The organism is Lysobacter niastensis (genome assembly GCF_031457115.1).
Taxonomy (GTDB): Bacteria; Pseudomonadota; Gammaproteobacteria; order Xanthomonadales; family Xanthomonadaceae; genus Lysobacter_J; species Lysobacter_J niastensis_A.
Window position 1 is genome coordinate 1,657,404 of the sequence record NZ_JAVDVY010000001.1, and the last position, 24,249, is coordinate 1,681,652.

Here is a 24,249-nt window from a genome sequence, read left to right on the forward strand (position 1 = left end):
AGTCGAAGCCGCCGTGCGGATCGCGATTCGACATATGAACGACACGTGCGCTTTTTCTTAACGCCGCGGCGATCATTTTTGGTCAACTCGCCGTCGCCACACACGAACTGAACACTTCACCATCGCGCACCCATCGGGGGCGGGCGCCTGCGGTTGTGGATAGAGATCGGCCGCGTCTTGAGTTGACCGCTTCCGACAAGGCCAGCAGCAGGCAATCCAACAAATCGAAAAGGAGCCCTCCATGGCAGCGAACAAGAAACCCAACTTCCTCATCCTCTGGGGCGACGACGTCGGCATCTGGAACATCAGCCACTTCAGCCGCGGCATGATGGGCTATCGAACCCCCAACATCGACCGCGTCGCCGAAGAAGGGGTGACGTTCACCGACTACTACGCCCAGCAAAGCTGCACCGCCGGCCGCGCCTGCTTCATCTGCGGCCAGAATCCGATCCGCACCGGCCTGACCAAGGTCGGCTTGCCGGGCGCCACGGTCGGCTTGCAGAAGGAAGACCCGACGATCGCCGAAATGCTGAAGCCGCTCGGCTATGCCACGGGGCAATTCGGCAAGAACCACCTCGGCGACCGCGATGAGTACCTGCCGACCGTGCATGGCTTCGACGTGTTCTTCGGAAACCTCTATCACCTCAACGCCGAGGAAGAGCCGGAACTGCCCGACTACCCCAAGGACCCGGCGTTCAAGAAACAGTTCGGCCCGCGCGGCGTGCTCGACTGCAAGGCCGACGGCAAGGGCGGGCAGACAATCAAGGACACCGGTCCGCTGACCAAGAAGCGGATGGAAACCGTCGACGAGGAGATCACCGAGCGCGCGCTGGCGTGGATGGAGGAGCAGGCCAAGGCCGATCAACCCTTCTTCCTCTGGTACAACTCGACGGCGATGCACTTCCGTACGCACGTCGCCGAGAAGAACCTAGGCAAGAGCGGGCAGGATCCGTACAGCGACCGGATGGTCGTGCATGACGAACAGATCGGCATGATGCTCGACAAGCTCGATGAGTTGGGCATCGCCGACAACACCATCGTCATGTACTCCACCGACAACGGCCCGGAGAACGACACCTGGCCGGACGCCTCCAACACGCCTTTCCGTGGCCAGAAGGACTCCAACTGGGAAGGCGGCTGGCGCGTGCCGTGTTTCATGCGCTGGCCGGGCAAGATCAAACCCGGATCCGTCCTCAACGGCATCGTATCGCACATCGACATGCTGCCCACGTTCCTGGCGGCCGCCGGCGATCCGGACATCACCGCGAAGCTGCTCAAGGGCTACAAAGTGGGCAGCATGACCTACAAGGTCCATCTCGATGGCTACAACCAGATCCCCTACCTGACCGGGGAGGCAAAGGAGAGCCCTCGAAACGAGATCATGTATTTCAGCGATGACGGCGACGTCATGGCGGTGCGGGTCGGCGACTACAAGTTCAACCTTGCGGTGCAGCGTGCCAACACGATGCAGGTATGGGCGGAGCCATTCGTGAAGCTGCGTGTGCCGCACATCGTGAACCTGCGTCGCGACCCGTTCGAGCGCGCCGACTTCAACTCGAACACGTATTGGGACTGGCTGGTGGATCACATACCGCAGATGTACGTGATGCAGGCGGTGGTTGCGCAGCAGATCGATGGCTTTGAGAAGTTCCCGCCGCGGCAGAAGCCGGCTTCGTTCAACCTGGATGCGGTACTGGCGCAGGTGCAGCAACCAAAAGGCTGATCGCGACCGGATCTGTGGAAGTGGGTCCCGGAATAGCGCCCCGACGCACTGTCGGGGCGCAATAGCGGTGTGGTCGATCGTGCCCGCAAATCGGGGCTGTGCATATCGGGGCTGTGGTTGTGGAGTGCATCAAGCCAGGCTCGCGGCAACCAGTTGCCCGAGCCTGGCCACCGCCGTTTCGACTTTCGCGTCGAACGCATGGCCGTAGTTGAGTCGGATGCAATGCCGGAATCCACGGCTGGCGGAGAAGATCGGCCCTGGCGCGATGCTGATCCCATGCTTCAGCGCCTCGCTATGCAGCGACAACGCGTCGACGCGCTCATCGAGTTCGATCCAGACGAAATAGCCGCCAGTCGGTCGTGTCGCTCGCGTGCCCGCCGGGAAGTGTCGCGCCACCGCCTCGACGAAGGCTTCCTGCTGTTCCTTCAGTGTCCTGCGCAATTGCCGCAGGTGACGCTCGTAGCCGCCGTGCTCCAGGTAGGCGGCCAGAGCGGCCTGTGCGGGTGCCGAGGTGGTGATGCTGGTGGTCAACTTGTGTCGTGCCAGTTCGCGGAAGTAGCGTCCCGGCGCTACCCAGCCGACGCGATAGCCGGGTGCGAGGCTCTTGGAAAACGACCCGCAATGCATCACCAGTCCGTTCTGGTCGTAAGCCTTCGCGGGGGCGGGTCGCTCATCGCCGAAATAGAGCTCGGCGTAGACATCGTCCTCGATCAGTGGAATCCCGTGCTGCGCCAGCAGGGCGACCAGCTCGCGCTTTTTGGCGTCCGGCATGCGGCTGCCGAGCGGGTTCTGGAAGCTGGTCATCAGCCAGCATGCCGCCGGGTGATGCGCCAGGATCGCGCGCTCCAGTGCAGCCAGTTCGATGCCGTCGCGCGGATGGGTGGGTACTTCTATCGCGCGCAATCCGTTGCGCTCGATCGATTGCAGTGCGGCATAGAAGCAGGGCGACTCGATGATCACCGCGTCGCCCGGGCGCGACACCGTCAGCAGGGACAGGCTGAGCGCCTCCATCGCACCGTTGGTCACGACGATCTCGTCGGGCGAGACCTGGATGCCGTCGGCGCGGTATCGCAGCGCGATCTGGCGGCGCAGGGCGGCGTTGCCCGGTGTGAGGTCGTCCAGGAAGGCGCGTGGGTCCAGCACCTGGACGCTGCTCGCCATCGACTTGGCCAGCCGGCGCAGTGGGAACAGCAGCGGACTGGGAAATGCAGAGCCCAGCGGCACGACGTCGCGCTGCATCGTCGACTGCAGGATCTCGAACACGCGTTCGCTGACATCCAGCGTGGCCGCTTCGCCCGAGGGGTGCGAGGGGTTTTCCACCTCGGGCGGCAGGGCCAATGGGCCCTGGGTGACGTAGTAGCCGGACTTGGGCCGCGCGCGAATCAGTCCGCGTGCTTCCAGCAGGTAATAGGCCTGGAACACCGTCGACGGGCTGACCTGGCGGCCTTGGCTGGTCTGGCGAACCGAGGGCAGGCGGTCGCCGGGGCGCAGCACGCCGGCGCGGATCGAGGCCGCGACTTCGTCTGCGAGGGCTTCGTAGCGTTTCATCGGTGATCCGGGGGCCGGGCGCCCAAACTGATATGGTTTTTCGAGCGACAACTGCATCTTACCAATCTGATACGGGTGCCCTAGGCTGTGATACCCCGGCGAGCGTCCGCTTGCCGCTCCCGTTCAAAAGCCACGGCCCCGTTCCATGTCCCCGCAAGTCGAATTCAACCTGGCCCTGATCCTGTTCATCCCCTGGTTCGCGATCCTCGGGGTGCTGTTCTGGTGTTTCCCACGGGCGCCCCGCAACACGGCCCGCAAGCTGTTCGATTCCCTATCGCTGGCGCTGTCGGTAGCCGCGGCCGGCTGGGGCATGCAATGGAGCATGCATAACGCCGATCCGGGTTACGGCCACCTGTGGCCGCAGATCCTGGCCACGTCGGTGTCCTATGGCCTTTTCCTTGCGGTGATGACCGTCGCCGTCATCGTCCGTTTCCGCGTGTTGCGGGCAACGTCCGCGGCCATGCCAATCGATGGCAAGGCGCGTTAAACCTTGAAGCGGCCGCTGCGGCGTCGCCGCGGCCCGATCGGAGTCATCGAATGAAAACCCTGTTCATCGTCGCCTTCCTCGGCGTCATCGTCTACAACCTCGGCGCGGGCCTGTACTACATGCTTGTGGACCACGGCAGCAGCAAGCGCACCGTCAACGCGCTGACCTGGCGGATCGGGCTGTCGGTGGTGCTGATCCTGCTGGTGGCGGCCGGCATGGCGACCGGCGTGATCGAAGGGCATGGCGTAGGGGCCTAGCCCATCGGTGCCGACACCCGATGCGGAAGCACGTCGTCGCCACGAAATAGTCACAAGCATTTCACTCCTCGCTCGGCACCGTTGCGGGACTGCGTTGCCCGCGGAGGCCGCGCGTATCGGGACCAAGGAGTGGCACATGAGTTGCAGGCGAGGTCACGTCGTGGCCGTATTGCTGGTGGGCGCGAGCGCGGCGTTGCCTTGTCGCGCACAGGATGCCGACGAGCTCGCCAAGCAGCTTTCCAATCCGGTCGCGAACCTGATCAGCGTGCCGCTGCAGCTCAACTGGGATGACCGCATCGGTCCGGAAGAGGACGGCGATCGTTACCTGCTCAACGTGCAGCCGGTGATCCCGATATCGATCGGCGACGACTGGAACCTGATCTCGCGCACGATCCTGCCGATCATCTCGCAACGCGACATCTTTCCCGGCGCCGGCAGCCAGACGGGCATCGGCGACATCACCCAGAGCCTGTTCTTCTCGCCCAAGCAGCCCACTGCGGGCGGCTGGGTCTGGGGCGTCGGTCCGGTATTCCTGATTCCCACTGCCAGCGACGACCTGCTTGGCACCGACCAGTGGGGCCTCGGCCCGACCGCAGTCGTGTTGCGACAGACCAAGGCCGGCTGGACCTACGGCGCGCTGGCCAACCATATCTGGTCGGTGGCCGGAGATGACGATCGCGCCGACATCAGCAACACCTTCCTGCAGCCGTTCCTTGCCAAGGGTATCGGCAAGGGCCGCACGTTGAGCGTCAATTTCGAGTCGACCTACGACTGGAAGGCCGAGCAGTGGACGGTGCCGATCAATCTCACCTACGCCAAGGTGAGCAAGGTCGGCCATCAGATGGTGAGCTACACCGGCGGCGTCCGCTACTACTTCGATGCACCCGACACCGGCGCCGAATGGGGCCTGCGGTTCGTCCTGACGCTGCTCTATCCGAAGAAATAGCGCGTTCGCGAATTCGTCGCCGGCGGCCCGCGCCAAGGCGGCACAAGAAGAGGGCAAGGCGATGGAAGAGGCATTCCGCACTGCCGCAAGCTACGTCGCCCTGATGCTGGAATCGCTGTCGGTGATCTTCATCGCTGTCGGCGCCATCGATGCGGTGCTGCGATTGCTGCCGGCATTCCGCTTTCGCCTCCTCACCCATGGCGTGCGCCGCGATGCATGGTTGAGCCTGGCGCGCTGGCTGTTGCTCGGACTGGAATTCATGCTCGCCGCCGACATCGTCGACACCGCCATCTCCCCCAGTTGGGACGACATCGGCAAGCTCGGCGCGATCGCGGTGATCCGCACGTTCCTCAACTATTTCCTCGAACGCGACCTGGATGCCGCCGCGCGCTCCGACGCGGCGCCCGCATCGTCCGACCCGGAGTTGTCATGAGCATCGATCCGACCCCGCCGCCGTTGCCCGAACCGCTCGCCAAGGAGATCGGGAGCAAGCCCGATGCCGCGACCTCGTCGACCGTGCTGTCGATGTACCGCACGCGACTGGCCGGGTATCGCACCGATGTGTCGAAACTGCGTTCGCACCTTGCCAACGAGCGAACGCACCTTGCCTACCTGCGTACGACGGTGTCGCTGATCGGCTTCGGCATCACCATCAATCGCTTCAGCCTCTACCTGGTCCAGCAGAAGCTGGCACCGCCTGAGCACATCGAATTGTTGCGCGGCACGGGCAATGCCGGCCTGGGCATGGTGGTGCTGGGCCTGGCGTTGCTGATCTGGTCGATCTACCGCTATTGGCGGGTGAGCGCGGACATCGATAAGGGACTGTACGTGTCGCGCCAGCGTGGCGTGATGATCACCAGCGTGGGTCTGTTCCTTCTGGGCGGATTGACCGCGCTTTGGCTGTTGTTGTTCTGACCCTGGCCGGAGGAATCGCCATGTCCGCGCACGAGATCCTGATGCTGATGCAGACCGCGGTGACGTCGGCGGATGCTACGCCGGCCCACTACAAGTTGACCTACCAGAACATCTTCCTGATGTTCTTCATCATGCTAGGGCCGATCAAGGCGATCGGTCCTTTCTACGGCGCCACCGGAGCACTGGCGCTGCCCGCGCTACGCGCGCTGGCGTGGAAGGTGTTTGCGTTCGGTGTCGGCGCCGTTCTGCTGGCGGGCCTGCTGGGCAGCCAGTTGCTGCAAAAATGGCAGATCTCCCCAGCGATCATGGAGCTGTCAGCCGGACTGGTGTTCCTGCTGGTCGCGCTGCAGCTGGTGCTGGCGCAATACGGGCCAGCCCCACATCCGGCCGCGCCCGCGGCCACACCTGCGGCCGCGCCTGCGGCCGTAAGTGGGGCGCAGATGATGCATCTGGTCTTCCCGGTGACAGTCACGCCCTACGGCATCGCCGTGCTCATCTCGCTGATGGCATTGAGCGGCAGCTTTTCCCGCTCGCTCGTGATCCTGGCCATTGCGGTGGTCGTGATGGTGCTGAACCTGCTGACTATGCTGTTCGTGCGGCCGATCATGCACGGACTCGGGATGGTGACGTTGCAGGTGCTCGGCGCGATTCTCGGCATCCTGCAGGTGGCACTGGCGTTGCAGATCATGCACGGGGCGCTGCAATCCCTGGGCTATATGGCTGGCGGCAGCTGACCGGGGCGAGACCAGCAGCCGCCGGGTCGGGAGTATCGGCCCAGCGGGTGCTGTCGGATCAGCGTATTGCGCGGAACCATTGCCTAGAACGATTTCAGGTACTCGGCCAGATCGTCCTGCTGTTCGGCGGTAAGGCCCAGCTCCAGGGTCTCGTCGTAATGCGCCACGACGTCCTCGAGGGTGGCCGCGCTGCCATCATGGAAGTACGGCGGGTGCTGCCACAGCCCGCGCAGCGGCGTGGTGCGATAGGCCTTGTTGACGGTGCGCGCGGCATACGCGCCGTCCATGCCGGTTTCCTCAGGTGCGTGCAGCTTGCCCTGGTTGTTGTCGGTGCGGGTCACGCCGACGTGGCAACTGCGGCAGTTCCGATTGAACAGCTTGCTGCCGCGTTGCGCAGCAGCAGCATCGAAGCTGCCCGGAGGAGGCGGCGGAGCCTTCAGACTGATCTGGTAGGCGCGAAGCGCTGGCAGCTTGGATGTGACCAGGTCCGGATCGTGCATCACGCTGATGCCAAGCCGCGGATCTGAGAAGTTGCCCTGACCGCCCATCTGGGTCACGGCGACATAGGCGTTCCAGTACGAGATTGGACCTTCGGCGGTGTAGGTCTCGTTGCGGATGAAGCGCAGGCCGTAAGCCGGTGGCAGCACCAGCGGGGTGTTGAGGCCGTCGATGTTGAAGCGCGGGTCGTACTTTCCGGGCCCCCAGCCGTTGTAGACGGTCTTTGCCTCGTCAGGTACGGCCGGTGACGACGCGATGATCGCGCCGACGTCGAGGTCCCGATTAGGCCAACCGTCCAGGCGTTTGCCGATGCCAGGCATCACGGAGTCGTCGACCGTGGAATGGCACAGCGCGCAGGTGATGCCCAGGCGGGTGACGTGGTTTTCCGAATCGACCGTTGCCTTCAGTCCGACCACGGCGTTCAATTTCAGCAACGCCACCGTCGTGGCGGGATCGTCCAGTTCCACGGTGTCGAGGATGCCGGGCGGCAGCGCGTCGGCATCGACCTTGAGGCCCAGCGACAGCGCCGTGATGGGATCGATGGTCTCGACCACTTCGTGCATGCGTAACTGGTCGGTCCACCGTTGCTCGTCGCCGAACGTGTCGAAGCGGAAGATGCGCTGGCCTTCGGCGATCATCGCCGGCGAAAGTCCCCGGCTGTTCTGGCTGCGCGCCTGCGCGGTTCCTTCCGCGTCGCAGCCTGCTATTGCACTTGTTGCGATGCCGATGACGGCGATGTGAATGAGAGGGTGCATGCACCAGGCCATGGCGATGCTCCTGCATGACGATGCGTGTGTCCAAGACGGCGAAACCTTACTCCTGGAACCATGAAGGCAGCGATACCCGCGTATGAAATTTCAATGATGTTGCCATTAATGGCGTGTGCGGATTGATGGTGCTGTCACGCCTGTGCGTCTATGTACATGGCAAATGGCGAGCTTGAAAAAACGATGAACATGTCCTTCCTGCGCTCATCCGACCCGGACAGCATCCGAAGCGCCAGCGAGGGCCGGTGCTTCCTCTACGTGCTGCCGTGCCGTGATGAAGATCTGGTGAAGCTCGGCTTTTCGCGCAATCCGCTGGCCAGGATGGAGGCCCTTCATCCTCGTTACTTCGATTTCTTCGACATCGATCGCGGATGCCTCGTCGAGACCGACACCGTGCGTGAGGCGCGGCGGCTCGAACTGGAACTGGCGCACGCCATGGCATTGCATAGCGCGCCGCAGCCATTGCTGATCCGCGAACAGGCGGGCGGTGCGACGGAGTGGTACAGGGGAGCCCATGCCGGGCTGCAGGACGCGGCATCCAGAATCGAACGCGAAGGCTTCATCGTGCACCGCCCATTGCGTCCCTGGCTCAGGTCTCAACTGTCCAACCGTCGTGGTGACCTCTTCAGTTGGGGTGAGGCGGTGCTGGCCGCCGTCGAGGGCGAACCCGCACATCTGGATATTTCGGCGTATCGTCCGTTGCGCACGGATGTGCTCGCCGTGCTGGATGCGTACCCGGCGTTGGGAATCGCGCTGGCCCCGCTGCTGCCCGATGCGCTGATGGCGTGGTATCGCGGCGCATACCGTTCCGCCCACCTTCAATCACTACCGGGAGAAGACGATGACGCCTCTGGACAAACCCCTTAGAAGGCAGATCGAAATCGAAGGTGTCCGCTACACGGTGCTGATCGACCCAATGGGTCTGCGGCTGACCGAGAGCGGGCGTCGCAAGGGCATCAGCCTGGCCTGGCGCGACCTGGTGTCCGGTGATGCCGCGCTGGCGACGGCGCTGCAGGCTTCCATGGAGGAGGGCACCGGTCAGTCCGAAGACTCGCCATGAAGTGCAAGGCGCTGCGGTTCGGCAAGGGCTTTCGCGTGGCCTTCGATGCTCGCCGCGCCCAGGCTGCCGAGATGGTGATCGCTCCGGGCGACAGCGAGGGCGGGCCTGACAACCGACACCGCGGAGCGGATCAGTGGCTATATGTGGTGGCGGGCACAGGGCTGGCGATCGTCGAAGATCGGCGCAAAGCGCTCAAGGCCGGTTCGCTGCTGGTGATCGAGCGCGGCGAGCGCCATGAAATACGCAACACCGGTCGGACCTTGCTCAAGACGCTCAACTTCTACCATCCGCCCGCGTTCGACGCCGACGGCGAGCTGCTTTCACCCGGACGTTCCTGAGCGTTGGAAGTCGCGCGCGTGTTCGCCGACGTGATCTTCGCCGGCGTGATCCGCCAGATCACGTTGCCGACATCGTCGGCCACCAGCAAGGCGCCTTTCGCGTCGGCTACGACGCCGACCGGACGACCGCGTGCGTTGCCCTTGTCGTCGAGGAAGCCGGTCAGCACGTCTTGCGGCGGCCCGTCCGGTCGGCCGTTGGAAAACGGGACGAAGATGACCTTGTATCCGCTGTGCGGCTTGCGGTTCCACGAGCCATGCTGGCCGATGAAGGCACCGTGTCGATAGTGGGGTGAAAGCATCGCGCCTTCGTAGAACGACAGGCCCAGCGACGCGGTATGCGGACCGAGCGCGTAATCCGGCACGCGTGCGCGTGCCACCAGATCCGGGCGCGGAGGTTTCGCCCGATCGTCTACGTGCGGGCCGAAATAGCTGTACGGCCAGCCGTAGAATGCGCCGTCCCGCACCTCGGCCAGATAGTCCGGCACCAGGTCGCTGCCGATTTCGTCGCGCTCGTTGACGACGGTCCACAGCGCACCGGTCTGCGGATTCCAGCTCATCCCGTTGGGATTGCGCAGCCCCGACGCGAAGACGCGGTAAGTGCCGCTGGCAGGATCGACCTCGAGGATCGCGGCGCGATCCTTTTCTTCGTCCATGCCGTTCTCGGCGACGTTGCTGTTGGAGCCGACCGTCACGTACAGCTTGCTGCCATCGCGGCTGGCGATGACGTTCTTGGTCCAATGGTGGTTGCGTCCCGCTGGCAACGCGGTGACGACCTGCGGGGGCGCGGTGATCTGCAGCTCCCCCGATGCGTAGGGAAAGCGCACCAGCGCGTCGGCGTTGGCAACATACAAGGTGTCGTCGACCAGGGTCATTCCGAACGGCGAATGGAGATCGCGCAGGAACACGCTGCGCACTTCCGCCCGGCCATCGCCGTCGGCATCACGCAGCAAGGTGATGCGGTTGGCGCTGGGCGTGCCTGCGCCGGCCCGCTTCATCATCCTTTTCATCACCATCCGGCGGATGCTGGTATTTCCCTTCTGCCGAGGTGGCGCATTCGATTCGGCGACGAGCACGTCGCCATTGGGCAGCACGTAGATCCACCGTGGATGGTCCAGCCCCCCTGCGAAGGCGCCTACGGCGAGCCCGGCGGCGGCGACGGGATGTTCGCCCGCGGGCCAGCCAACGGCGGGGGCGACATTGACCGTCGGGAACAGGGTCGGGTGCGGTTCCGGCAGCTTGGGCTTGACGCCAAAGCCGTCGCTGACCGGCAAGGTGGCCTGTTCGCCGCATCCACCCAACGCCAGCGGCAACACCACGCATGCGAGCAGGCATGCAAGCGGGCATGCGAACTTCTCGCTGATCGAGAGGGCAATGTGGTTGGTCGTCATGGGCACGAATCCCGTGCCGCGGACGCTACGACATCGCCGGTGTAGGCGATGTCCATTGAAAGCCGGGGACGCCTGCGCGTCCCCGGCGATTCACACGTCATTGATTCACGCGTCAATGACGCGGAGTGCCCCCGTCGTCGTCGCGTGACGTTGACGCCGTGGTCTTCTGCGACTGCGATTGGCCGTAGGTCTGGCCCGGCGTCTGCCCCGACGTACGTGGCTCGCCCGAAGAGGCCTGACGGCTTTCCTGGCCACGCACACGCAAACGGTTGTCGACGTCCCGCACGCCGCTGCAGGATTCGGCCAGGTCCTCGGCCCGGTGCTTCATGCTGCGGTGGGGGACTTCACCCTCCAGGGTTGCCACCCCCTGGTTGACGGCGACCGTGAGGTTGCTGGCGTCGATCTCGTCGGCATCGGACAGGCGTTCGCAGAGGTCTTCGCGAATACGCTCATCGGAGCGGGTGTAGTTCTTCGGGCCGCGGCCGCGGAAGCCGTGCAGCTGCTCGCCACCGCGTGAGGACGATCCGTAGGACGAGCCGTAATAGAAGCGGGTCTGGTCCTGGGAGCCCTGGCTTTCGCCGCGGCCGTAGTCGCCGTACTGCCCGTACGAAGGCTGGCCATGGGAGCGCTGGGACAAGCCTTCGCCCTGCAGGGAGCGATCGCTTTCCCAGGTCGGCATCCCGCGCGACTGCGAACGATACGGTTCGGAGCGTCCATAGGTGCCAGCAGAGGCGCCCTGGCGGTAATCGTCGCCGCTGTAGCCGCGACCGAAGTCCCGTTGGGAGGTGAACTGCGACGGCGATTGCGGACCATAGCCGCCCGGGCCGCCGTAGCCCATTTCGTAGCCGCTGCCCGACTGCCCGTAACGCTCGGCGCGCTCTTCATCGTCCAGCCAGTCCGAACCGTAGCCCTCGGAGCCGTAGCGCGGCATCGGACGGTCGTCCTCCCTGCGTTGATCAGCGTATTCACGCTCACGGTCCTGGCTTGCGCCGTAGTAGCGCCGCTGTTGTTGCTGCTGTTGTTGCTCCTCGTCACGGCCGGTCCGGCGCCAGGCGCCCTGTTCGGAATACTGGCCGCGGCCGGTGCGGCCCTGTGGATCTCGGTTCATCTCGTTTCTCCTGTCGCTAAGCCAGTCGCGGCCGGCGTCGGCGCACCGCTTGCCGAATTCGACAAGCTCGTGTGCCATCTCGTTGATCTCGGCGCTGAGGCTTCCACGCATCTTCGTGTCTCCGGATGTAGGGCCAGGGGTGCGGGCTTCAGTGATGATCGTCCGACCCGCCGCGCTGCCGATCGCTCCTGGGCGCGCCGGTGTGTTGCTTGTCCTGGCCGGCCCCCTTGTTGTGCTGGTCTTCGCGTTCCTGCTTGCCCTGGGAATGCCGTGTGGTCGTGGTGTGACGGTCCTGCTCGGGACGGGGCGGCTGGGTGGGAGTGCGGTTCTGCATGCGGTGTCTCCGTGGTGGCGGGAACAGCGAAGCGGCTCGCTTCGCGGAGAGGAACCATGCAATCGCCGTCGTTAGATCGGTGCGATGCGTGCGTTAGATGCACTGCCTAAATGCGCGCGCGCCGACCCCGCGGCTGAACCGTTAACCTGAACCCTTCACTTCGGTTTTCGCGGCTGCGTTATATAGAAAAAGGAAACGATCATCTGGGGTAAATCGCGTGAACGGCCGGGAGTTGCTGCAAGCGATCATCGACAGTCCCACCAGTCACGCCATCATGTTCACGGACGTCGACGGGGTGATCCAGCTGTGGAACTCGGGAGCGGAGCGGATATTCGGATACGGCGATGCGGAGATCGTCGGCAAGCCGGCGGAGGTGCTCTTTCTCCCTGAAGAGCGCGAAATGGGCGTGCCGAAAACGGAGATGGAGGACGCCCGCATGCAGGGCTGCGCCGGCGACTTCCGGTGGCATGTCCGCAAGGACGGTTCGCAGTTCTGGGCCGACGGAATGATCTATCCGGTGCGCAGCCGGGCCGGCGACCTGATGGGTTTCGTAAAGATCCTCAGGGACGCGACCGAGCAGAAGCTGATGGAGGAGCAGATATCGAGGCTGGCGCTGGCCGATGCGTTGACCGGAATGCCGAACCGCGCCGAGTTCATGCAACGGTTGCAGGAGGCAGCGGCGCTGTCGGAGCGAAATGGCCACTCGTTCTTCGTGCTCCTGATGGACCTGGACCATTTCAAGAGCATCAACGACCGTCTGGGCCACCTGGGGGGAGACGAGCTCCTGAAGCAAGTGGCGAGCAGAATGGAGTCCGTCGTGCGCGAGACGGATGTGGTGGCGCGGCTTGGCGGCGACGAGTTCGCCATGCTGGTGCTGGATGGCGACGGCCAGCAGTTGGGCGGCGACATCGCCGAGAAGATCCTCGCGGCGATGGCTGCCCCGTTCCAGATTGACGGCCACGAAGCCAGGACCGGCGTCAGCATCGGGATCAGCGTGTTCCCGGACGACACGCGGGATATCGAGCAACTGCTGCGCAACGCCGACGCCGCGCTCTACAAGGTCAAGTCGGAAGGGCGGCAGGGCTACCAGTACTTCACCGAGATCATGGACTTCCGCGCCCACCAGCGCAGTCGCGAGATCACCATGCTCTCGCGCGTGTCGCCGCGTCATTTCTACCTGCTGTACCAGCCAATGGTGGACGGGCAGGGGCAGGTGCTGGGGGTCGAAGCGCTGCTGCGATGCTCGCATCCGTTTTTCGCCAGCTACCCGATAGAACGGCTGGTTGGACTGGCCGCCGAAACGGGGCGCCTGCGCGGGATCGGCGTCCGCTCCGTCGCCAAGGCATGCCACCAGGTGAGCAAGTGGCAGCGCGAAGGCTGGCCGCGATTGCATCTGGTGATGAACTTCTGCCGGGTCGAGCTCGCGTCCACGGGCCTGGCGGCGCGGATAGCCCGGACCGCCGAGCGTGCCGCGTTCCCGTTGGAATGCTTCGAGGCCGACCTGGCGGAGGATCAACTCCATGGCGGCACTCATGACGACCATGCGCTGCGCGAGATCAGGGAAGCCGGGATCAAGCTCACCATCGACGATTACAGTGGGGCGCACGCCTCGCTGCTGCGCCTGTCCACCATGGCCCGCAGGATCAAGATCGACCTGAAATTCTTCCCCGGCATTCCGACCGACCCGCACACCTGCAAGGTGTTGACCACCGTCATCCAGCTTGCGCACGTCCTGGGCCTGCAGGTCGTCGTCGAACGCGTGCAGACAGCGGCCGAGGCGGAGTTCGTACGCGACCGCTGCGATGCCATGCAGGGGTTCTATTACGCCGAGCCTATGACCGTAGCGGAAATGACCGGCTGGCTGGCTTCGAAGAAGACGGGGCTGGTGGCATGACCTCGACCGGTGGCGGCCCGGGGCAATCGATACGAAGCTGTGATCGGCGACGCAACAAGCAAAAGCCGTTCCGTGAGCCGTGTCTCTGCCCCCGGCTTCACTCGGGTGAATACTGAAAAAACACCTGCTGCGAATTTCACGTTCGCAGGGCGACACCACGCGTAAAGAGGATCACGCGTAATCCGTTACGCGGATTTCGGGGACACAGAGGTCGAGGAGAGGCTCGTCATGCTCAATGTGCCGATGGGAGGTGATCTGGATCTGGTGGAAGCGCGGGTCACGCGATTGGCCCGGTCAGCAGTCGTCACGAGCGACCACCTGAAACTGCGCCAGCTCTGGTGCTTGCTCCGTAATGCTGAGAGGGGCGAGCTGGCTGACGACGCACGCGGCCGGTTGAATCGAATGCGCAAAGCCGTGGCGGAGGAACTGGCCAAGATGGAATGACGGCCAGGCATTGATTGGCCGGCACGCGCCCGAACGAGCCTCGGCATCGGGCCGGCAAGGAGTGGCGTTTCGTCAGCGAAGCTGAATTGTTCAGTTGCACCGGCGCTGCAACGGCGGGCGTCGGCTGGAAAACGTTGACGAATGCCTCACAATCCTGACTATGATCGACAAGCTTCCATGGAACGAAATCGAACGTCGCATCCACGCACTGCGCGACGAAATGCCGCTGCTGATCGAACGTTACCCCGAAGCCAGGGAGCTCATGCCCCGTTTCGCCGAACTGGCCGGTGAGATCCTCGAAACCGTTGAAGATTCGCGCGTCGACGAGGCCTCGGTGCTCATCTGCGACATCCTGTTCGACCATGGCTATGTCGACGTCGAGGAGGGAATGCCGGACGCCCGGGATGCGGGCGGCGAAGGCGGCGCAGGGGGCGCGTAGTTCGACAAGGGCCTATCAACAGGGGGCTGCGATCGCTCATACGCCGTTGCCATGCGTGGTTCCAGAACGGAGTCGATGGGCTGCACCTGAACGCGTCGCCACGTCGTCGATGCAAAACAATCGCGCCGCGTTCACGCTGCGCGACGCGAACCGCCACACAATGACGCCAGCCGGTCAGGGAAGCGGGTCACCGCCCCGGAGGCAACATGAACATCGTGGCAGCGCAGGTCAGGCAACGCTCCAGCGAGGCCGATGGAGAGCCTCGCATCATCAAGAGCAGGAAGTTCTACGACCGCGATGCGCTGATGGCCTACGATCCGGAGTCGGAAGACTGGCAGAAGCAGCTGGCTCGCCGCTACGACACCCACTTTGAAATCGCGCACGTCCTGAACAACGTGGAAGACGTGCCGATGTCCACGTACGACACTTTCGACATGAAGGTGACGCCGTACCTGGCCCAGCTGATGGATCGGGATGATCCGAATTGCCCGATCCGCCTGCAGTACCTGCCATCGATGAAGGAAAGCCTGAGCGTGCAGATGGCGCACACGCTGGCCGACGAGCTGGGCGAAGCCGAGGACACCGTGCCCGGCACTTCGGTGGTGCATCGCTATCCGCGTCGCGTCCTGTTCCTGACGACCACGCAGTGCGGTTCGTTTTGCCGCTATTGCACGCGCTCGCGCATTGTTTCGCACTCCGGCGAAAGGGCCATCGGTCGTGCCGATCTGGATGCATCGATTGCGTACATCGCTGGAAACGCGGAGATCGACGACGTGCTGCTGTCCGGCGGCGACCCGCTGCTGTTCCCGGACCGCAAGCTCGATCAACTGCTCGGCCGCATCCGTTGCGAGGCCCCGCACGTCAAGTTCCTGCGCATCGGTAGCCGTCTGCCGGTGCAGCTTCCAACGCGCATCACTCCGGAACTGTGTGCGGTCATCGAGAAGCACGATGTGCAGATGGTGAACATCCATATCAATCACAGCAAGGAAATCACGCCGCTGCTGCGCTCGCGCCTGAAGATGTTGCGCAAGGCGGGCACGATGCTCGGCAATCAGTCGGTGCTTCTCAAGGGCATCAACGACGACGTACGGGTGCTCCGCGATCTGTTCATGGACTGCGTGGCGATGGGAGTGCGTCCGTACTACCTGTACCAGAACGACCAGACGCTGCAGGGCGCCCACTTCACCGTCCCCCTGTCGCGGATGCTGGAGTTGTACGAAGGCGTGCGTGGTTGGATCAGTGGTCCGGCGGTGCCTACGTTCGTGGTGGACGGCCTGGGCGGCCTCGGCAAGATGCCTGTGATCCCGTCCTACGTGGAAGAGCGTGAGGGGCATATCGAGTGCCGCAACTACAGGCAGGAGCGGGTCCGGATGGACTACCTGCTCGACGGTGCCCAGATCTGACGCCTTGGCGGGAAACATGACGCCTGTTGCTGTCCTGGTGGCTACTACCCGATGTGCACACGACGTGACGGATTAGTGACTGGCGCCACAAAGAGTTGAAGCCCGCTGTGCCTAAGCTGTCGCCGCTGGTCGTGGCCCCGAGTGACGACACGCCCTAAGGGGGGGGCGGGTGATGGCAACCCACACACGCAAAGTGTTTACGGAGGCGACATGCTGAGCTTTGCTGTTGGAACTGGATTGGCTGGCCCTCGGACAGGAGCGGTCACGAGCTCGGTCCGAGCGCTTTCGGATCTCGAAGCGAGAATGTCGCGCGGGGCAATCCGCCTGCAGGGCCTTGATCTGTCTCCGATCGAACGCGCTGCGCTGTACACGCTCTTGCAGCGTCGACCGGTTTTCAAATGGGAGCGGGAGGCCTTGACCGACGGCACGACGCGCAGCCTGGAAGAGAAAGGCCTGATCGCTCGCGACGGCGAGCATTGGCAGGTCACCGAGAAAGTGCTCGCCGAAGCGGCGCCCCTGCTGCGCTAGTCAGGGGGGCGTTGCGGAGCGGGGCATGGCGGCCTCAGGCGTTGGAAGAATGGGTGGAGTGAGGACGCTCGCGGAAGGCCAGGACCATCCACGTCGCCGCGCCGGCCACCGCAAGCGCGACCAGGCCCCGGCCAGCCCACGCCTGGTCGCCCAGAAGGTAGGTGCTGCACAGGCGTTCGGGTGCCTGCTGGTACAGGACGCCCGCGGCGCCGGTCATCCACGCCCAGTTCAATACGAAGAAGGCCTGGATCGCGGGGTTCGCTTCGCGTAGCGAAATACGTGTCAGCCATCCGGCCAGCAGGGCCGAGGCGACCTTGAGCCATCCGATGGCGGGATTCAGTACGGCCGCATCGAGCGACAACGGCAGCATCCAGAGCGCGGAGATCACCATGGCCACGCTTAGCCCGCTGAGGCCGCCGGCGTTGATGTTACGAAGCCAGGCGGGTGCTTGCCGGGCCATCGACTTTGCGCTCCACCAGCCAATGGCGAAGAGCAGCGGCAGCTCGAGCACCATGTGGGTGACCATCCGCTGCTCCAGCCAGGGTTGGAACAGCGCGAGCCCCGCCAGTGCGGCGCCGGGAGCCATCGCCTTCCACGACGAACGGGTCACGGCGAACCTACCAGCGCTGCGAGGCGTTCGAACGCACGATCCGCGGCATCCGGATCGAGCGCATCGAACAGGCGGCCGTGCCGGTCGACGAGGAATAGCGCACCGTTGTGCGTGTAGCCACCGGCGCCGTCTGGAAGGACGACGACGCCGAAGGTATCGAGGAGGAGGTCCAGATCTGACGGATCCGCAACGGTCGTGATCGTCCATGTCGCGGCGTCGGCCTTCACTCGCCGGGCATAGCGCGCCAGCTCCTCCGGCGTATCCCGAGCCGGATCGAAGCTGATCGTCACCAGGCCAACCTGCTTCTGCAGGTCCGCATCGCGCAGCCGAGCCTGCAAGTACGCCTCGCTCGAAGCCGTCAGCAAGCACAGGGAAGTGCATTGTGTGTAGACGAGCGCAACTACGGTGTACGGATGCTCGTTGGCGATCTGGCGGAGCTCCGTTCGCTGCCCATGGCTGTCTACGAGTGGAATCGTGGGCAATGCGCGCGGCGACGCTGCCAGCGTCCGCTGTCGGGCTTGATCACTGGTGACGGCACGAAAGCCATGGGTGAGATGGTAAGCGCCGAACACCGTCGCGGCCGCGATCGCCGCAAGCGTCAGCCATGTCGGCAGCATCCGCTGTGCCATCGTCACGGGTTGGCCTCGCCATCCGTCTGCAGCTCTGTCGCGGTCCAGGGAGCACGACGATCACCGGTGCGCATGCGCACGGCGGACACGTCGGCCTCGGTAAGGCGCGATGCTTCGTTGCCCCATGAGTTGCGCGCATAGCTCAGCACTTCAGCAAGTTCGCGGTCGCTGAGGTGGGCGAAGCCGGGCATCAGCCCCGAATAGCCCACGGCGTTGACATCGAGCGGACCGCTCAGGCCGTGCAACGTCAGGGCGATGAGTCGATCAGGGTCGCCGTTCACCCACGGCGAGCCGGCCAGCGGAGGAAAGACCGGAAATCGCCCTTCGCCCGCGCTTTGATGGCAGCTCGCGCATGCCGTCGCGTACAGCGTTGCCGGCGAGTTGCCCGCCGCTTTGGTGGTCGATCGCACCGCGACGGGCGCCTGGAGACGGGTCAGGTCCGTGGATGGACTTATCCGCATCCACAGCACCGCGGCCCAGGCAGCCAACCCAAGGGAAAGACCTCCGATCAAAAGGCGGGGGCGCCCCATGCAGGCGATACCGGGTGCTAGCTGGCCCGCGCGCCATGGGCGGCGGGCGAAGGCTCGGCCTTCGGCGGGATCGAACTTTCCTGACCGGACGCATGCGTGGCGATGTAGTAGATCGCCCACCCGAGCAGTAGGGCGACCAGCGTCAGCAATATCTTCGGAACCGGGCGGTTGAGTTCATGCGGGTCCGGATTCTCGTTGTCGCGGACCGGGGCGGTTTTCATCAGTGTTCTCCTCCTGCAGGCGCACCTTTGCGGAGCGCTTCGGCCACGGCCTTTGCCTGCACCGCGTCGCCGGGCTCGCGGGCTTCGTATTTGCGGCGCATCGCCTTCAGGTAGGCGACCAGATCCTTCGCATCCTGCGTCGGCACTATCTTGTGGCCAGGCGGCGTCGCTGTTTTCGGCAGGGGCACCGTGTACTGGCCGGGCATGACCTCGGCGTCGACGATCGACTCGAACAGGAACGGGAATGCCGGCATCGTGCTCGCCGGCACATAGGCGCGCGGCTGATACAGATGCCCGTAATGCCAGTCGTCTGACGGGATGCGGTCGCCGACGTTGAACAGGTCGGGACCGGTCCGCATGGTGCCGAGCAGCGTCGGACGGTCGTAGAAGTAATCCGCGGCAACCGACGGGCGCCCCCAGCCGCGCAAGGCATCAGCGCGTCCGGCGCCCGTCGCACTGGGCTGTTGCGTATGGCACGCCAGGCAGCCGCTGGAGATGTACACCTGGCGTCCGCGGAGCTCCTGGGCCGTATAGGCCCTGAGCCCGCGTGGCGGTGGCACGTCCTTCAGTTGCAGGAACGGCGCCACGATCATCGCGGCGGTGGCGAGCGCGAGCGTCAGCACCGCGCCGACGACGAGCTTGACTTCGTTTTCCATTTCAGCTGATCACAGTAGGGGAGGCCGGTTCGAGCGTGACTGGAGCCTCCGCGGTTGCTTGAACAGCAAGCGCGTCGGCCTGACGCTGACGCTCGGCCGTCCTGAGCGCCAGGTAGAAGTGAACGGCGAACACGATGTGCCCGATCGTCATGAGCGCACCGCCGACGCTGCGACCGATCAGCCACGGTCGGGTCACCTTCACCGACTCGATGAAAGGCGTGGCTCCGTCAAGAAGGGCCAGGCCCTGGAGTACACCGCCAATGCTGAGCATGACGATATACGTGGCGAATCCCGCTGCCACGAGCCAGAAGTGGAGGGAGATCAACGCCGGCTTGGGCCAGTTGACATCCAGGATGCGGGGCACTGCGAAGTACATGCCGCCAAAAAGAACCATCGACACGAACCCATACATGCCGATGTGGGCATGGGCGACGGTGAAGTGCGTGAAGTGCGTGACGGAGTTGAACGAGCGCAGCGCCTCGAAGGAGCCCTGCACCGAGGCCAGCGTGTACATCATCGCGCCGAACACAATGAAGCGGAGCGTGTGCGAACGCTTGAGCGTGAGGAAATGGCCCTTCAGTGTCAGATGAATATTGGTCGTGAACGCCAGCACCGGCACCAGCATCATCACGCTCTGCACGATCGAGAGGGTGACAAGCCATTCCGGGATGGGACCGCCAATCAGATGGTGCGCGCCCACCTGGCCGTAGAAGAACGCGAGCGTCCAGAAGCCCAGCAGCGACAGGTTGTAGGACTGCACCGGACGCCCGATCACCTTGGGCAGGAAGTAGTAGATGCAGGCGATCGACAGCGGCGTGTAGAACAGGCCCAGCACGTTGTGCCCGTACCACCAGTTCATCGTTGCCTGCTCCACGCCGAAGTGCAGGCCCGGGATGTTGGCGACGATGTACAGGATCGGGAACCAGAACAGCGCGGCGCCCATGTACCAGACCGAGACGTACAGGTGATGCACGCGGCGCTGACGCAGCATGGCCACCATGGGAAGGCCGATCATCATGCCGCCGATCGCGAAGGCCGTCCCGATGTACCAGGGAATCTCGAGCCACTCCATGCCCGTGCTCAGGCCGTTGGCCAAGCCCACGATGCCGGTGATGAGGCCTGCGTTCCAGATGAGCGCGCCGGTGACGATGAGACGGGGGAATTGCAGCGGCGTGCGCAGCAGGCGCGGCAGCAACCAGACCACCAGTCCCAGCAACCCCATGGGCGCCCAGCCGTAGGCGACGAGGTTGAGGTGGATGGTGCGCAGACGACCGAAAGTAAGCCAGGCCTGGCTCACCAGAAGATCGGGCGCATGAAGCTTGATCGAACTCAGCAGTCCGGCTGCAGACGCCACCAGCAGCCACGCCACCGCAAAGGTGAAGAGCACGAACGCCGGCACCGCCGTGGCACGATCCGCCAGGGCGCGGTCGTTCAGCTCAGCCTGCTGCTCGGCGCTGCGTGCGGCCAGGCGCGAGACGCCATTGGCAGGGTCGTCGAAGCGGCCGATCTCTTCCGGCGCGAAGATCACGCCGGCGCCACTGGACTGTTGTTCGAAGAGTCCCTTGCGCAGGGACCAGATGAAAGCGAACAGACCGGCAACCGACAGGATGAAGGTGGCCAGTAGCAGCGCGGAGGGGTTCATGGAACTGCTTGCATTCGGGGGGCGCGTGCAGGCTACGCCTGGCGTATCGGATCCGTAAGGATCAGATGCATGTGCAAAAACCAGATCAGTTGCTTCTATTGGGAATGTTCAAGCGAAACCGGGCCGAGCGGACCGTGCCGGCGAACGCTCGCCGGCACGGAACTGACCCTCAGGCCCGCAGGAACGCCAGCAGATCGCGATTGATCACCTCGGCATGAGTCGTGCACATGCCGTGCGGGAAACCTTCGTAGATCTTCAACGTGGCATTGCGCAGCAGCCTGGACGAGAGCATCGCCGAATCGGCGATCGGCACGATCTGGTCGTCGTCGCCGTGCATCACGAGCGTGGGCACTTCGATGCTCTTCAGGTCTTCGGTGAAGTCGGTCTCGGAGAAGGCCTTGATGCTGTCGTATTGCGCCTTGGCCCCTCCCATCATGCTCTGGCGCCACCAGTTCATCCTCACCGGTTCGGACAGCGGCGTACCGGGACGGTTGAAGCCATAGAACGGGATCGGCACCGTCCAGTAGAGACCGGCCCGGTCGGCCGCAAGCTGCGTGCGGAAACCGTCGAACACTTCGAGTGCCAGACCGCCAGGATTGGCTGCGGTCTTGAGCATCAACGGCGGCACCGCGCCGATCAGCACCAGCTTGGCGACGCGTCCGGCGCCGTGCCTGGCGACGTAGCGCGTCGCCTCGCCGCCGCCGGTCGAGTGACCGATATGGATGGCGTCGCGCAGGTCCAGGTGCGACGCCAGCGCGGCAACGTCGGCGGCGTAGGTGTCCATGTCGTTGCCGGTCGACGTCTGCGTCGAGCGGCCATGGCCACGCCGGTCGTGGGCGATGACGCGGTAGCCCTGCCCGAGGAAGAACAACATCTGCGCGTCCCAGTCGTCGCTGGACAGCGGCCAGCCGTGATGGAACACGATGGGCTGGGCGTCCTTCGGACCCCAGTCCTTGTAGAAGATCTCGGTGCCGTCTTTCGTGGTGATCGATTGCATGTCGTGGTTCCTCGTGGGGGTGGGGGTGCGGCGGGTCGCGGCCCGCGTTGCGGACAGCGGAATGACCGCGATGGTCGCCGCGCCAATGCTCGATGCGAGCAACTGGCGGCGGGACGGATCGTTCGGTCCGGTGGAAGCGGTGGCTCGGTTGGAGCGTTTGCCGAAGAAGATCGGGCGCATCGGAAGGGTCTCGACGGAATCAGGCAATGGGAAGCGCGGAAGCGGGTCGCGTCATGGCAACGAGTGCTCCGTGATGAGCACCATAGAAAGTGGCGGCGGACGGCGGTAGACGCGGGAACGTGCGCATGCTGTTGACCATGGCGCATCAATGAATGTCGTGGCGAGCTGGGCGAATTGATTCCAGGCAGGCAACACCGTGCGCCCGACGACGGACCTACTGCGGCGGGCGGGGGGGAATACGATGAGTCCCCACGGAAGCGTGTGCCAAGGTCTTGCCCGAGTGGCCGTGGACCTGATCGATTCGTCACCCCGAGCGGAGCGCAACCATGCCCTCGTCCAATAACCCCCATTCAGACCCAACGCAAGGCGATTCGCCGTTGCCAAGGCGATTGCTGGCCGGCGTCGCGGTGCCGGACACGCCGCTGGTGGCGCGCGCGATCGAGTTCGCGCGTGAACATTCGGATCCCTACCTGTTCAACCACGTCATGCGTTCGTGGTTGTTCGCCACGTTCATCGCCGAGCGCAAGGGCGAGGCTTACGACGCCGAAGTCGTGGCGGTGTCCGCATTGCTGCACGACATTGGTCTTTCCGGGGCGATGCCCGGGGCGTTCCGGTTCGAAGTGGAGGGCGCCAATGCGGCGCGGGAGTTCGTCCGCGGCCTCGGCGTCGACGAACGTCGGGCCCAATTGATCTGGGACAGCATCGCGCTCAATTCCACGCCGTCGATCTGCCTGCACAAGGAGGCCGAGGCCGCGCTGTGCACGTTGGGCGTGGCGCTGGATTGGGGTGGCTGGGGTTACGACAGCGTGCCGGCCGGACAAATCGCACGAATCGTGGAGGAGTTCCCGCGCCTGGGGATGAAAGAACGGTTCACGAAAGCGGTCTGCGGCCTATGCGAGCGTCGTCCCGAGTCGACCTACGACAACTTCGCGCGCGACTTCGGCGAGCGCTTCGTTCCCGGCTATCGGGCGCCCTCGATGGTCGACGTCCTGTTGAACGCGCCATTCGACGAGTAGACGTCGACGCCAGTCGGGATCGATGCCTGTTGGGCGCTGATGCGTCTGAGCTTTTCCGGGTTGCGCTGCACATGGATCTGAACGATGCGCTCGCCGTCGGTCTCGTAGGACTGCGCGGACTCCAGTACATCGCCGAAGTAGCGCAGTACGCCCAGGCGACCATTGATCGAAGCCAGTTCCAGGCGCAGTTCGTGTTTGCGGCGAAGCGTGCAGGCGAACAGCAACTGGGCGATGCGCTCTCCACCGACCATGGGCTTCGGGAAGCTCGTGACGATGCCGCCGCCGTCGCCGACCAGGGTGGCGGACTCGGCCATCATCGCCTTCATAGCCGGGAGGTCGGCGTCGGACCATGCTTGCGCGAAGCGCCGCATCAGGCGCTGGTGATCCTCGGCCGAGACGACATAGCGCGGTCGCTCCTCGCGCAACTGGCTCCTGGCGCGATGCACGATCTGGCGGCACGCCGCCTCGCTCTTGTCCAAGGTCCTGGCGATCTCGTCGTAGTCGGTGTCTAGCACTTCGCGCAGCAGGAATGCGGCGCGCGCTTCCGGTGCGAGGCGCTCCAGCACCGTCAGAAAGGCGATGGACAGATCGCTCGATGCTTCCTGCAGTTGTTCGGGCGTGGCCGGACTTTCCCCGGTGAGGACGGGCTCGGGCAACCAGATGCCGACGTAGTGTTCGCGATCGGTGCGCGCAAGACGCAAACGATCGATTGAGCGCCGTGTGGTGGCGGTCACCAGCCAGGCCTCGGGGTCGGCTAACTGGCTGTATTCGGCGTCGTTCCAGCCCAGCCAGACGTCCTGGACCACGTCCTCGGCCTCGGCCAGGGAGCCGAGCATCCGGTAGGCCACGCCGAGCAGGCGCGGCCGCAGTCGGACGAAGATGTCGGTGGCGCCTTCCATACAACCTGCAGGTCGGACGAGGAGGCCGGATTGTGACGGAGGCGGCGTTAGGTGGCTG

At 64.5% G+C, this 24,249-nt stretch carries 29 protein-coding genes; 16 read left to right on the top strand and 13 right to left on the bottom strand.

Annotation, left to right across the window (positions count from 1 at the left end; genetic code table 11):
• Nucleotides 1-241 precede the first annotated feature (241 nt).
• Nucleotides 242-1,723, top strand: coding sequence for an arylsulfatase (locus J2X06_RS07565; protein ID WP_310060375.1), 1,482 nt, complete (start codon nucleotides 242-244; stop codon nucleotides 1,721-1,723).
• Between the two features lie 129 nt (nucleotides 1,724-1,852).
• Here the strand turns inward: J2X06_RS07565 and J2X06_RS07570 are convergent, their stop codons facing one another.
• Nucleotides 1,853-3,271, bottom strand: a complete 1,419-nt coding sequence (locus tag J2X06_RS07570; protein ID WP_310060378.1) for a PLP-dependent aminotransferase family protein — start codon at nucleotides 3,269-3,271, stop codon at nucleotides 1,853-1,855.
• A 145-nt stretch (nucleotides 3,272-3,416) separates the two neighbouring features.
• On the opposite strand from J2X06_RS07570, the gene J2X06_RS07575 reads away from it, so the two are divergent.
• The 6 genes from J2X06_RS07575 to J2X06_RS07600 all read left to right on the top strand — a co-directional run bounded on the left by J2X06_RS07575 (nucleotide 3,417) and on the right by J2X06_RS07600 (nucleotide 6,610).
• Nucleotides 3,417-3,758 (top strand): hypothetical protein, encoded by a 342-nt coding sequence (locus J2X06_RS07575; protein WP_310060381.1) that lies wholly within the window; start codon nucleotides 3,417-3,419, stop codon nucleotides 3,756-3,758.
• Nucleotides 3,759-3,808: 50 nt separating this feature from the next.
• Entirely contained in the window at nucleotides 3,809-4,015 is a 207-nt protein-coding gene (locus J2X06_RS07580; protein ID WP_310060385.1) for a twin transmembrane helix small protein, read from the top strand.
• A 136-nt stretch (nucleotides 4,016-4,151) separates the two neighbouring features.
• The gene (locus J2X06_RS07585; protein WP_310060387.1) at nucleotides 4,152-4,961 is read left to right on the top strand and encodes a transporter; all 810 of its coding nucleotides are present in this window, start codon (nucleotides 4,152-4,154) and stop codon (nucleotides 4,959-4,961) included.
• Nucleotides 4,962-5,022: 61 nt separating this feature from the next.
• Nucleotides 5,023-5,394 carry a DUF1622 domain-containing protein gene (locus J2X06_RS07590; RefSeq protein ID WP_310060389.1) on the top strand — a complete coding sequence of 124 codons (372 nt, stop codon included), beginning with the start codon at nucleotides 5,023-5,025 and terminating at the stop codon, nucleotides 5,392-5,394.
• Complete coding sequence (locus J2X06_RS07595) at nucleotides 5,391-5,876, top strand: YidH family protein (protein ID WP_310060391.1); 486 nt, start codon at nucleotides 5,391-5,393, stop codon at nucleotides 5,874-5,876. The genes J2X06_RS07590 and J2X06_RS07595 overlap by 4 nt, the downstream gene beginning before the upstream one ends.
• Before the next feature lie 20 nt (nucleotides 5,877-5,896).
• Nucleotides 5,897-6,610, top strand: coding sequence for a MarC family protein (locus J2X06_RS07600; RefSeq protein WP_310060392.1), 714 nt, complete (start codon nucleotides 5,897-5,899; stop codon nucleotides 6,608-6,610).
• 83 nt (nucleotides 6,611-6,693) lie between these two features.
• Here the strand turns inward: J2X06_RS07600 and J2X06_RS07605 are convergent, their stop codons facing one another.
• Nucleotides 6,694-7,863, bottom strand: coding sequence for a c-type cytochrome (locus J2X06_RS07605; RefSeq protein WP_310060395.1), 1,170 nt, complete (start codon nucleotides 7,861-7,863; stop codon nucleotides 6,694-6,696).
• A 195-nt stretch (nucleotides 7,864-8,058) separates the two neighbouring features.
• Here J2X06_RS07605 and J2X06_RS07610 point away from each other — a divergent pair, with 195 nt between their 5' ends.
• From J2X06_RS07610 to J2X06_RS07620, 3 genes are read left to right on the top strand one after another with little or no spacing between them, the layout of a single operon-like run.
• The gene (locus J2X06_RS07610; RefSeq protein ID WP_310060398.1) at nucleotides 8,059-8,742 is read left to right on the top strand and encodes a GIY-YIG nuclease family protein; all 684 of its coding nucleotides are present in this window, start codon (nucleotides 8,059-8,061) and stop codon (nucleotides 8,740-8,742) included.
• Nucleotides 8,717-8,935: a hypothetical protein gene (locus J2X06_RS07615; RefSeq protein WP_310060400.1), complete on the top strand. Its 219-nt coding sequence runs from the start codon at nucleotides 8,717-8,719 to the stop codon at nucleotides 8,933-8,935. The genes J2X06_RS07610 and J2X06_RS07615 overlap by 26 nt, the downstream gene beginning before the upstream one ends.
• Entirely contained in the window at nucleotides 8,932-9,273 is a 342-nt protein-coding gene (locus tag J2X06_RS07620) for a cupin domain-containing protein (protein WP_310060404.1), read from the top strand. The genes J2X06_RS07615 and J2X06_RS07620 overlap by 4 nt, the downstream gene beginning before the upstream one ends.
• Here J2X06_RS07620 and J2X06_RS07625 read toward each other — a convergent pair.
• From J2X06_RS07625 to J2X06_RS07635, 3 genes are all read right to left on the bottom strand, one after another.
• Nucleotides 9,216-10,661 (bottom strand): PQQ-dependent sugar dehydrogenase, encoded by a 1,446-nt coding sequence (locus J2X06_RS07625; RefSeq protein WP_430539518.1) that lies wholly within the window; start codon nucleotides 10,659-10,661, stop codon nucleotides 9,216-9,218. The genes J2X06_RS07620 and J2X06_RS07625 overlap by 58 nt on opposite strands.
• Nucleotides 10,662-10,773: 112 nt before the next feature.
• On the bottom strand, nucleotides 10,774-11,769 hold the full coding sequence (locus J2X06_RS07630) for a BON domain-containing protein (RefSeq protein ID WP_310060407.1): 996 nt from the start codon (nucleotides 11,767-11,769) through the stop codon (nucleotides 10,774-10,776).
• Nucleotides 11,770-11,917: 148 nt separating this feature from the next.
• On the bottom strand, nucleotides 11,918-12,103 hold the full coding sequence (locus J2X06_RS07635) for a hypothetical protein (protein WP_310060410.1): 186 nt from the start codon (nucleotides 12,101-12,103) through the stop codon (nucleotides 11,918-11,920).
• A 217-nt stretch (nucleotides 12,104-12,320) separates the two neighbouring features.
• On the opposite strand from J2X06_RS07635, the gene J2X06_RS07640 reads away from it, so the two are divergent.
• The 5 genes from J2X06_RS07640 (at nucleotide 12,321) to J2X06_RS07660 (ending at nucleotide 16,811) form a co-directional block, all read left to right on the top strand.
• Nucleotides 12,321-13,997: a putative bifunctional diguanylate cyclase/phosphodiesterase gene (locus J2X06_RS07640; protein ID WP_310060413.1), complete on the top strand. Its 1,677-nt coding sequence runs from the start codon at nucleotides 12,321-12,323 to the stop codon at nucleotides 13,995-13,997.
• A gap of 228 nt (nucleotides 13,998-14,225) precedes the next feature.
• Nucleotides 14,226-14,441 carry a hypothetical protein gene (locus J2X06_RS07645; protein WP_310060416.1) on the top strand — a complete coding sequence of 72 codons (216 nt, stop codon included), beginning with the start codon at nucleotides 14,226-14,228 and terminating at the stop codon, nucleotides 14,439-14,441.
• Between the two features lie 160 nt (nucleotides 14,442-14,601).
• Nucleotides 14,602-14,880 (top strand): hypothetical protein, encoded by a 279-nt coding sequence (locus J2X06_RS07650; RefSeq protein WP_310060419.1) that lies wholly within the window; start codon nucleotides 14,602-14,604, stop codon nucleotides 14,878-14,880.
• A gap of 206 nt (nucleotides 14,881-15,086) precedes the next feature.
• Nucleotides 15,087-16,283, top strand: a complete 1,197-nt coding sequence (locus tag J2X06_RS07655) for a KamA family radical SAM protein (RefSeq protein WP_310060422.1) — start codon at nucleotides 15,087-15,089, stop codon at nucleotides 16,281-16,283.
• Between the two features lie 303 nt (nucleotides 16,284-16,586).
• A complete protein-coding gene (locus J2X06_RS07660; protein ID WP_310060426.1) occupies nucleotides 16,587-16,811 on the top strand; it encodes a hypothetical protein in 225 nt (74 codons plus the stop codon).
• 34 nt (nucleotides 16,812-16,845) lie between these two features.
• On the opposite strand, the gene J2X06_RS07665 is transcribed toward J2X06_RS07660, so the two are convergent.
• From J2X06_RS07665 to J2X06_RS07695, 7 genes are all read right to left on the bottom strand, one after another.
• Nucleotides 16,846-17,421 (bottom strand): hypothetical protein, encoded by a 576-nt coding sequence (locus tag J2X06_RS07665; RefSeq protein ID WP_310060429.1) that lies wholly within the window; start codon nucleotides 17,419-17,421, stop codon nucleotides 16,846-16,848.
• A complete protein-coding gene (locus J2X06_RS07670; RefSeq protein ID WP_310061319.1) occupies nucleotides 17,418-18,050 on the bottom strand; it encodes an SCO family protein in 633 nt (210 codons plus the stop codon). Before J2X06_RS07670 ends, J2X06_RS07665 begins: the two co-directional genes overlap by 4 nt.
• A 2-nt stretch (nucleotides 18,051-18,052) precedes the next feature.
• On the bottom strand, nucleotides 18,053-18,580 hold the full coding sequence (locus J2X06_RS07675) for a c-type cytochrome (RefSeq protein WP_310060432.1): 528 nt from the start codon (nucleotides 18,578-18,580) through the stop codon (nucleotides 18,053-18,055).
• 17 nt (nucleotides 18,581-18,597) lie between these two features.
• Nucleotides 18,598-18,801 (bottom strand): hypothetical protein, encoded by a 204-nt coding sequence (locus J2X06_RS07680; protein ID WP_310060433.1) that lies wholly within the window; start codon nucleotides 18,799-18,801, stop codon nucleotides 18,598-18,600.
• A complete protein-coding gene (locus J2X06_RS07685) occupies nucleotides 18,801-19,457 on the bottom strand; it encodes a cbb3-type cytochrome c oxidase subunit II (RefSeq protein WP_310060435.1) in 657 nt (218 codons plus the stop codon). The genes J2X06_RS07680 and J2X06_RS07685 overlap by 1 nt, the downstream gene beginning before the upstream one ends.
• Nucleotide 19,458: 1 nt before the next feature.
• On the bottom strand, nucleotides 19,459-21,099 hold the full coding sequence (locus tag J2X06_RS07690; protein ID WP_310060438.1) for a cbb3-type cytochrome c oxidase subunit I: 1,641 nt from the start codon (nucleotides 21,097-21,099) through the stop codon (nucleotides 19,459-19,461).
• Nucleotides 21,100-21,268: 169 nt separating this feature from the next.
• Nucleotides 21,269-22,096, bottom strand: coding sequence for an alpha/beta fold hydrolase (locus tag J2X06_RS07695; protein ID WP_310060440.1), 828 nt, complete (start codon nucleotides 22,094-22,096; stop codon nucleotides 21,269-21,271).
• A 506-nt stretch (nucleotides 22,097-22,602) separates the two neighbouring features.
• Between J2X06_RS07695 and J2X06_RS07700 the strand changes: the two genes are divergently transcribed.
• Complete coding sequence (locus J2X06_RS07700) at nucleotides 22,603-23,292, top strand: hypothetical protein (RefSeq protein ID WP_310060442.1); 690 nt, start codon at nucleotides 22,603-22,605, stop codon at nucleotides 23,290-23,292.
• On the opposite strand, the gene J2X06_RS07705 is transcribed toward J2X06_RS07700, so the two are convergent.
• Nucleotides 23,238-24,191 carry an RNA polymerase sigma-70 factor gene (locus J2X06_RS07705; RefSeq protein WP_310060445.1) on the bottom strand — a complete coding sequence of 318 codons (954 nt, stop codon included), beginning with the start codon at nucleotides 24,189-24,191 and terminating at the stop codon, nucleotides 23,238-23,240. The two genes, J2X06_RS07700 and J2X06_RS07705, sit on opposite strands and share 55 nt — an antisense overlap.
• Nucleotides 24,192-24,249 lie beyond the last annotated feature (58 nt).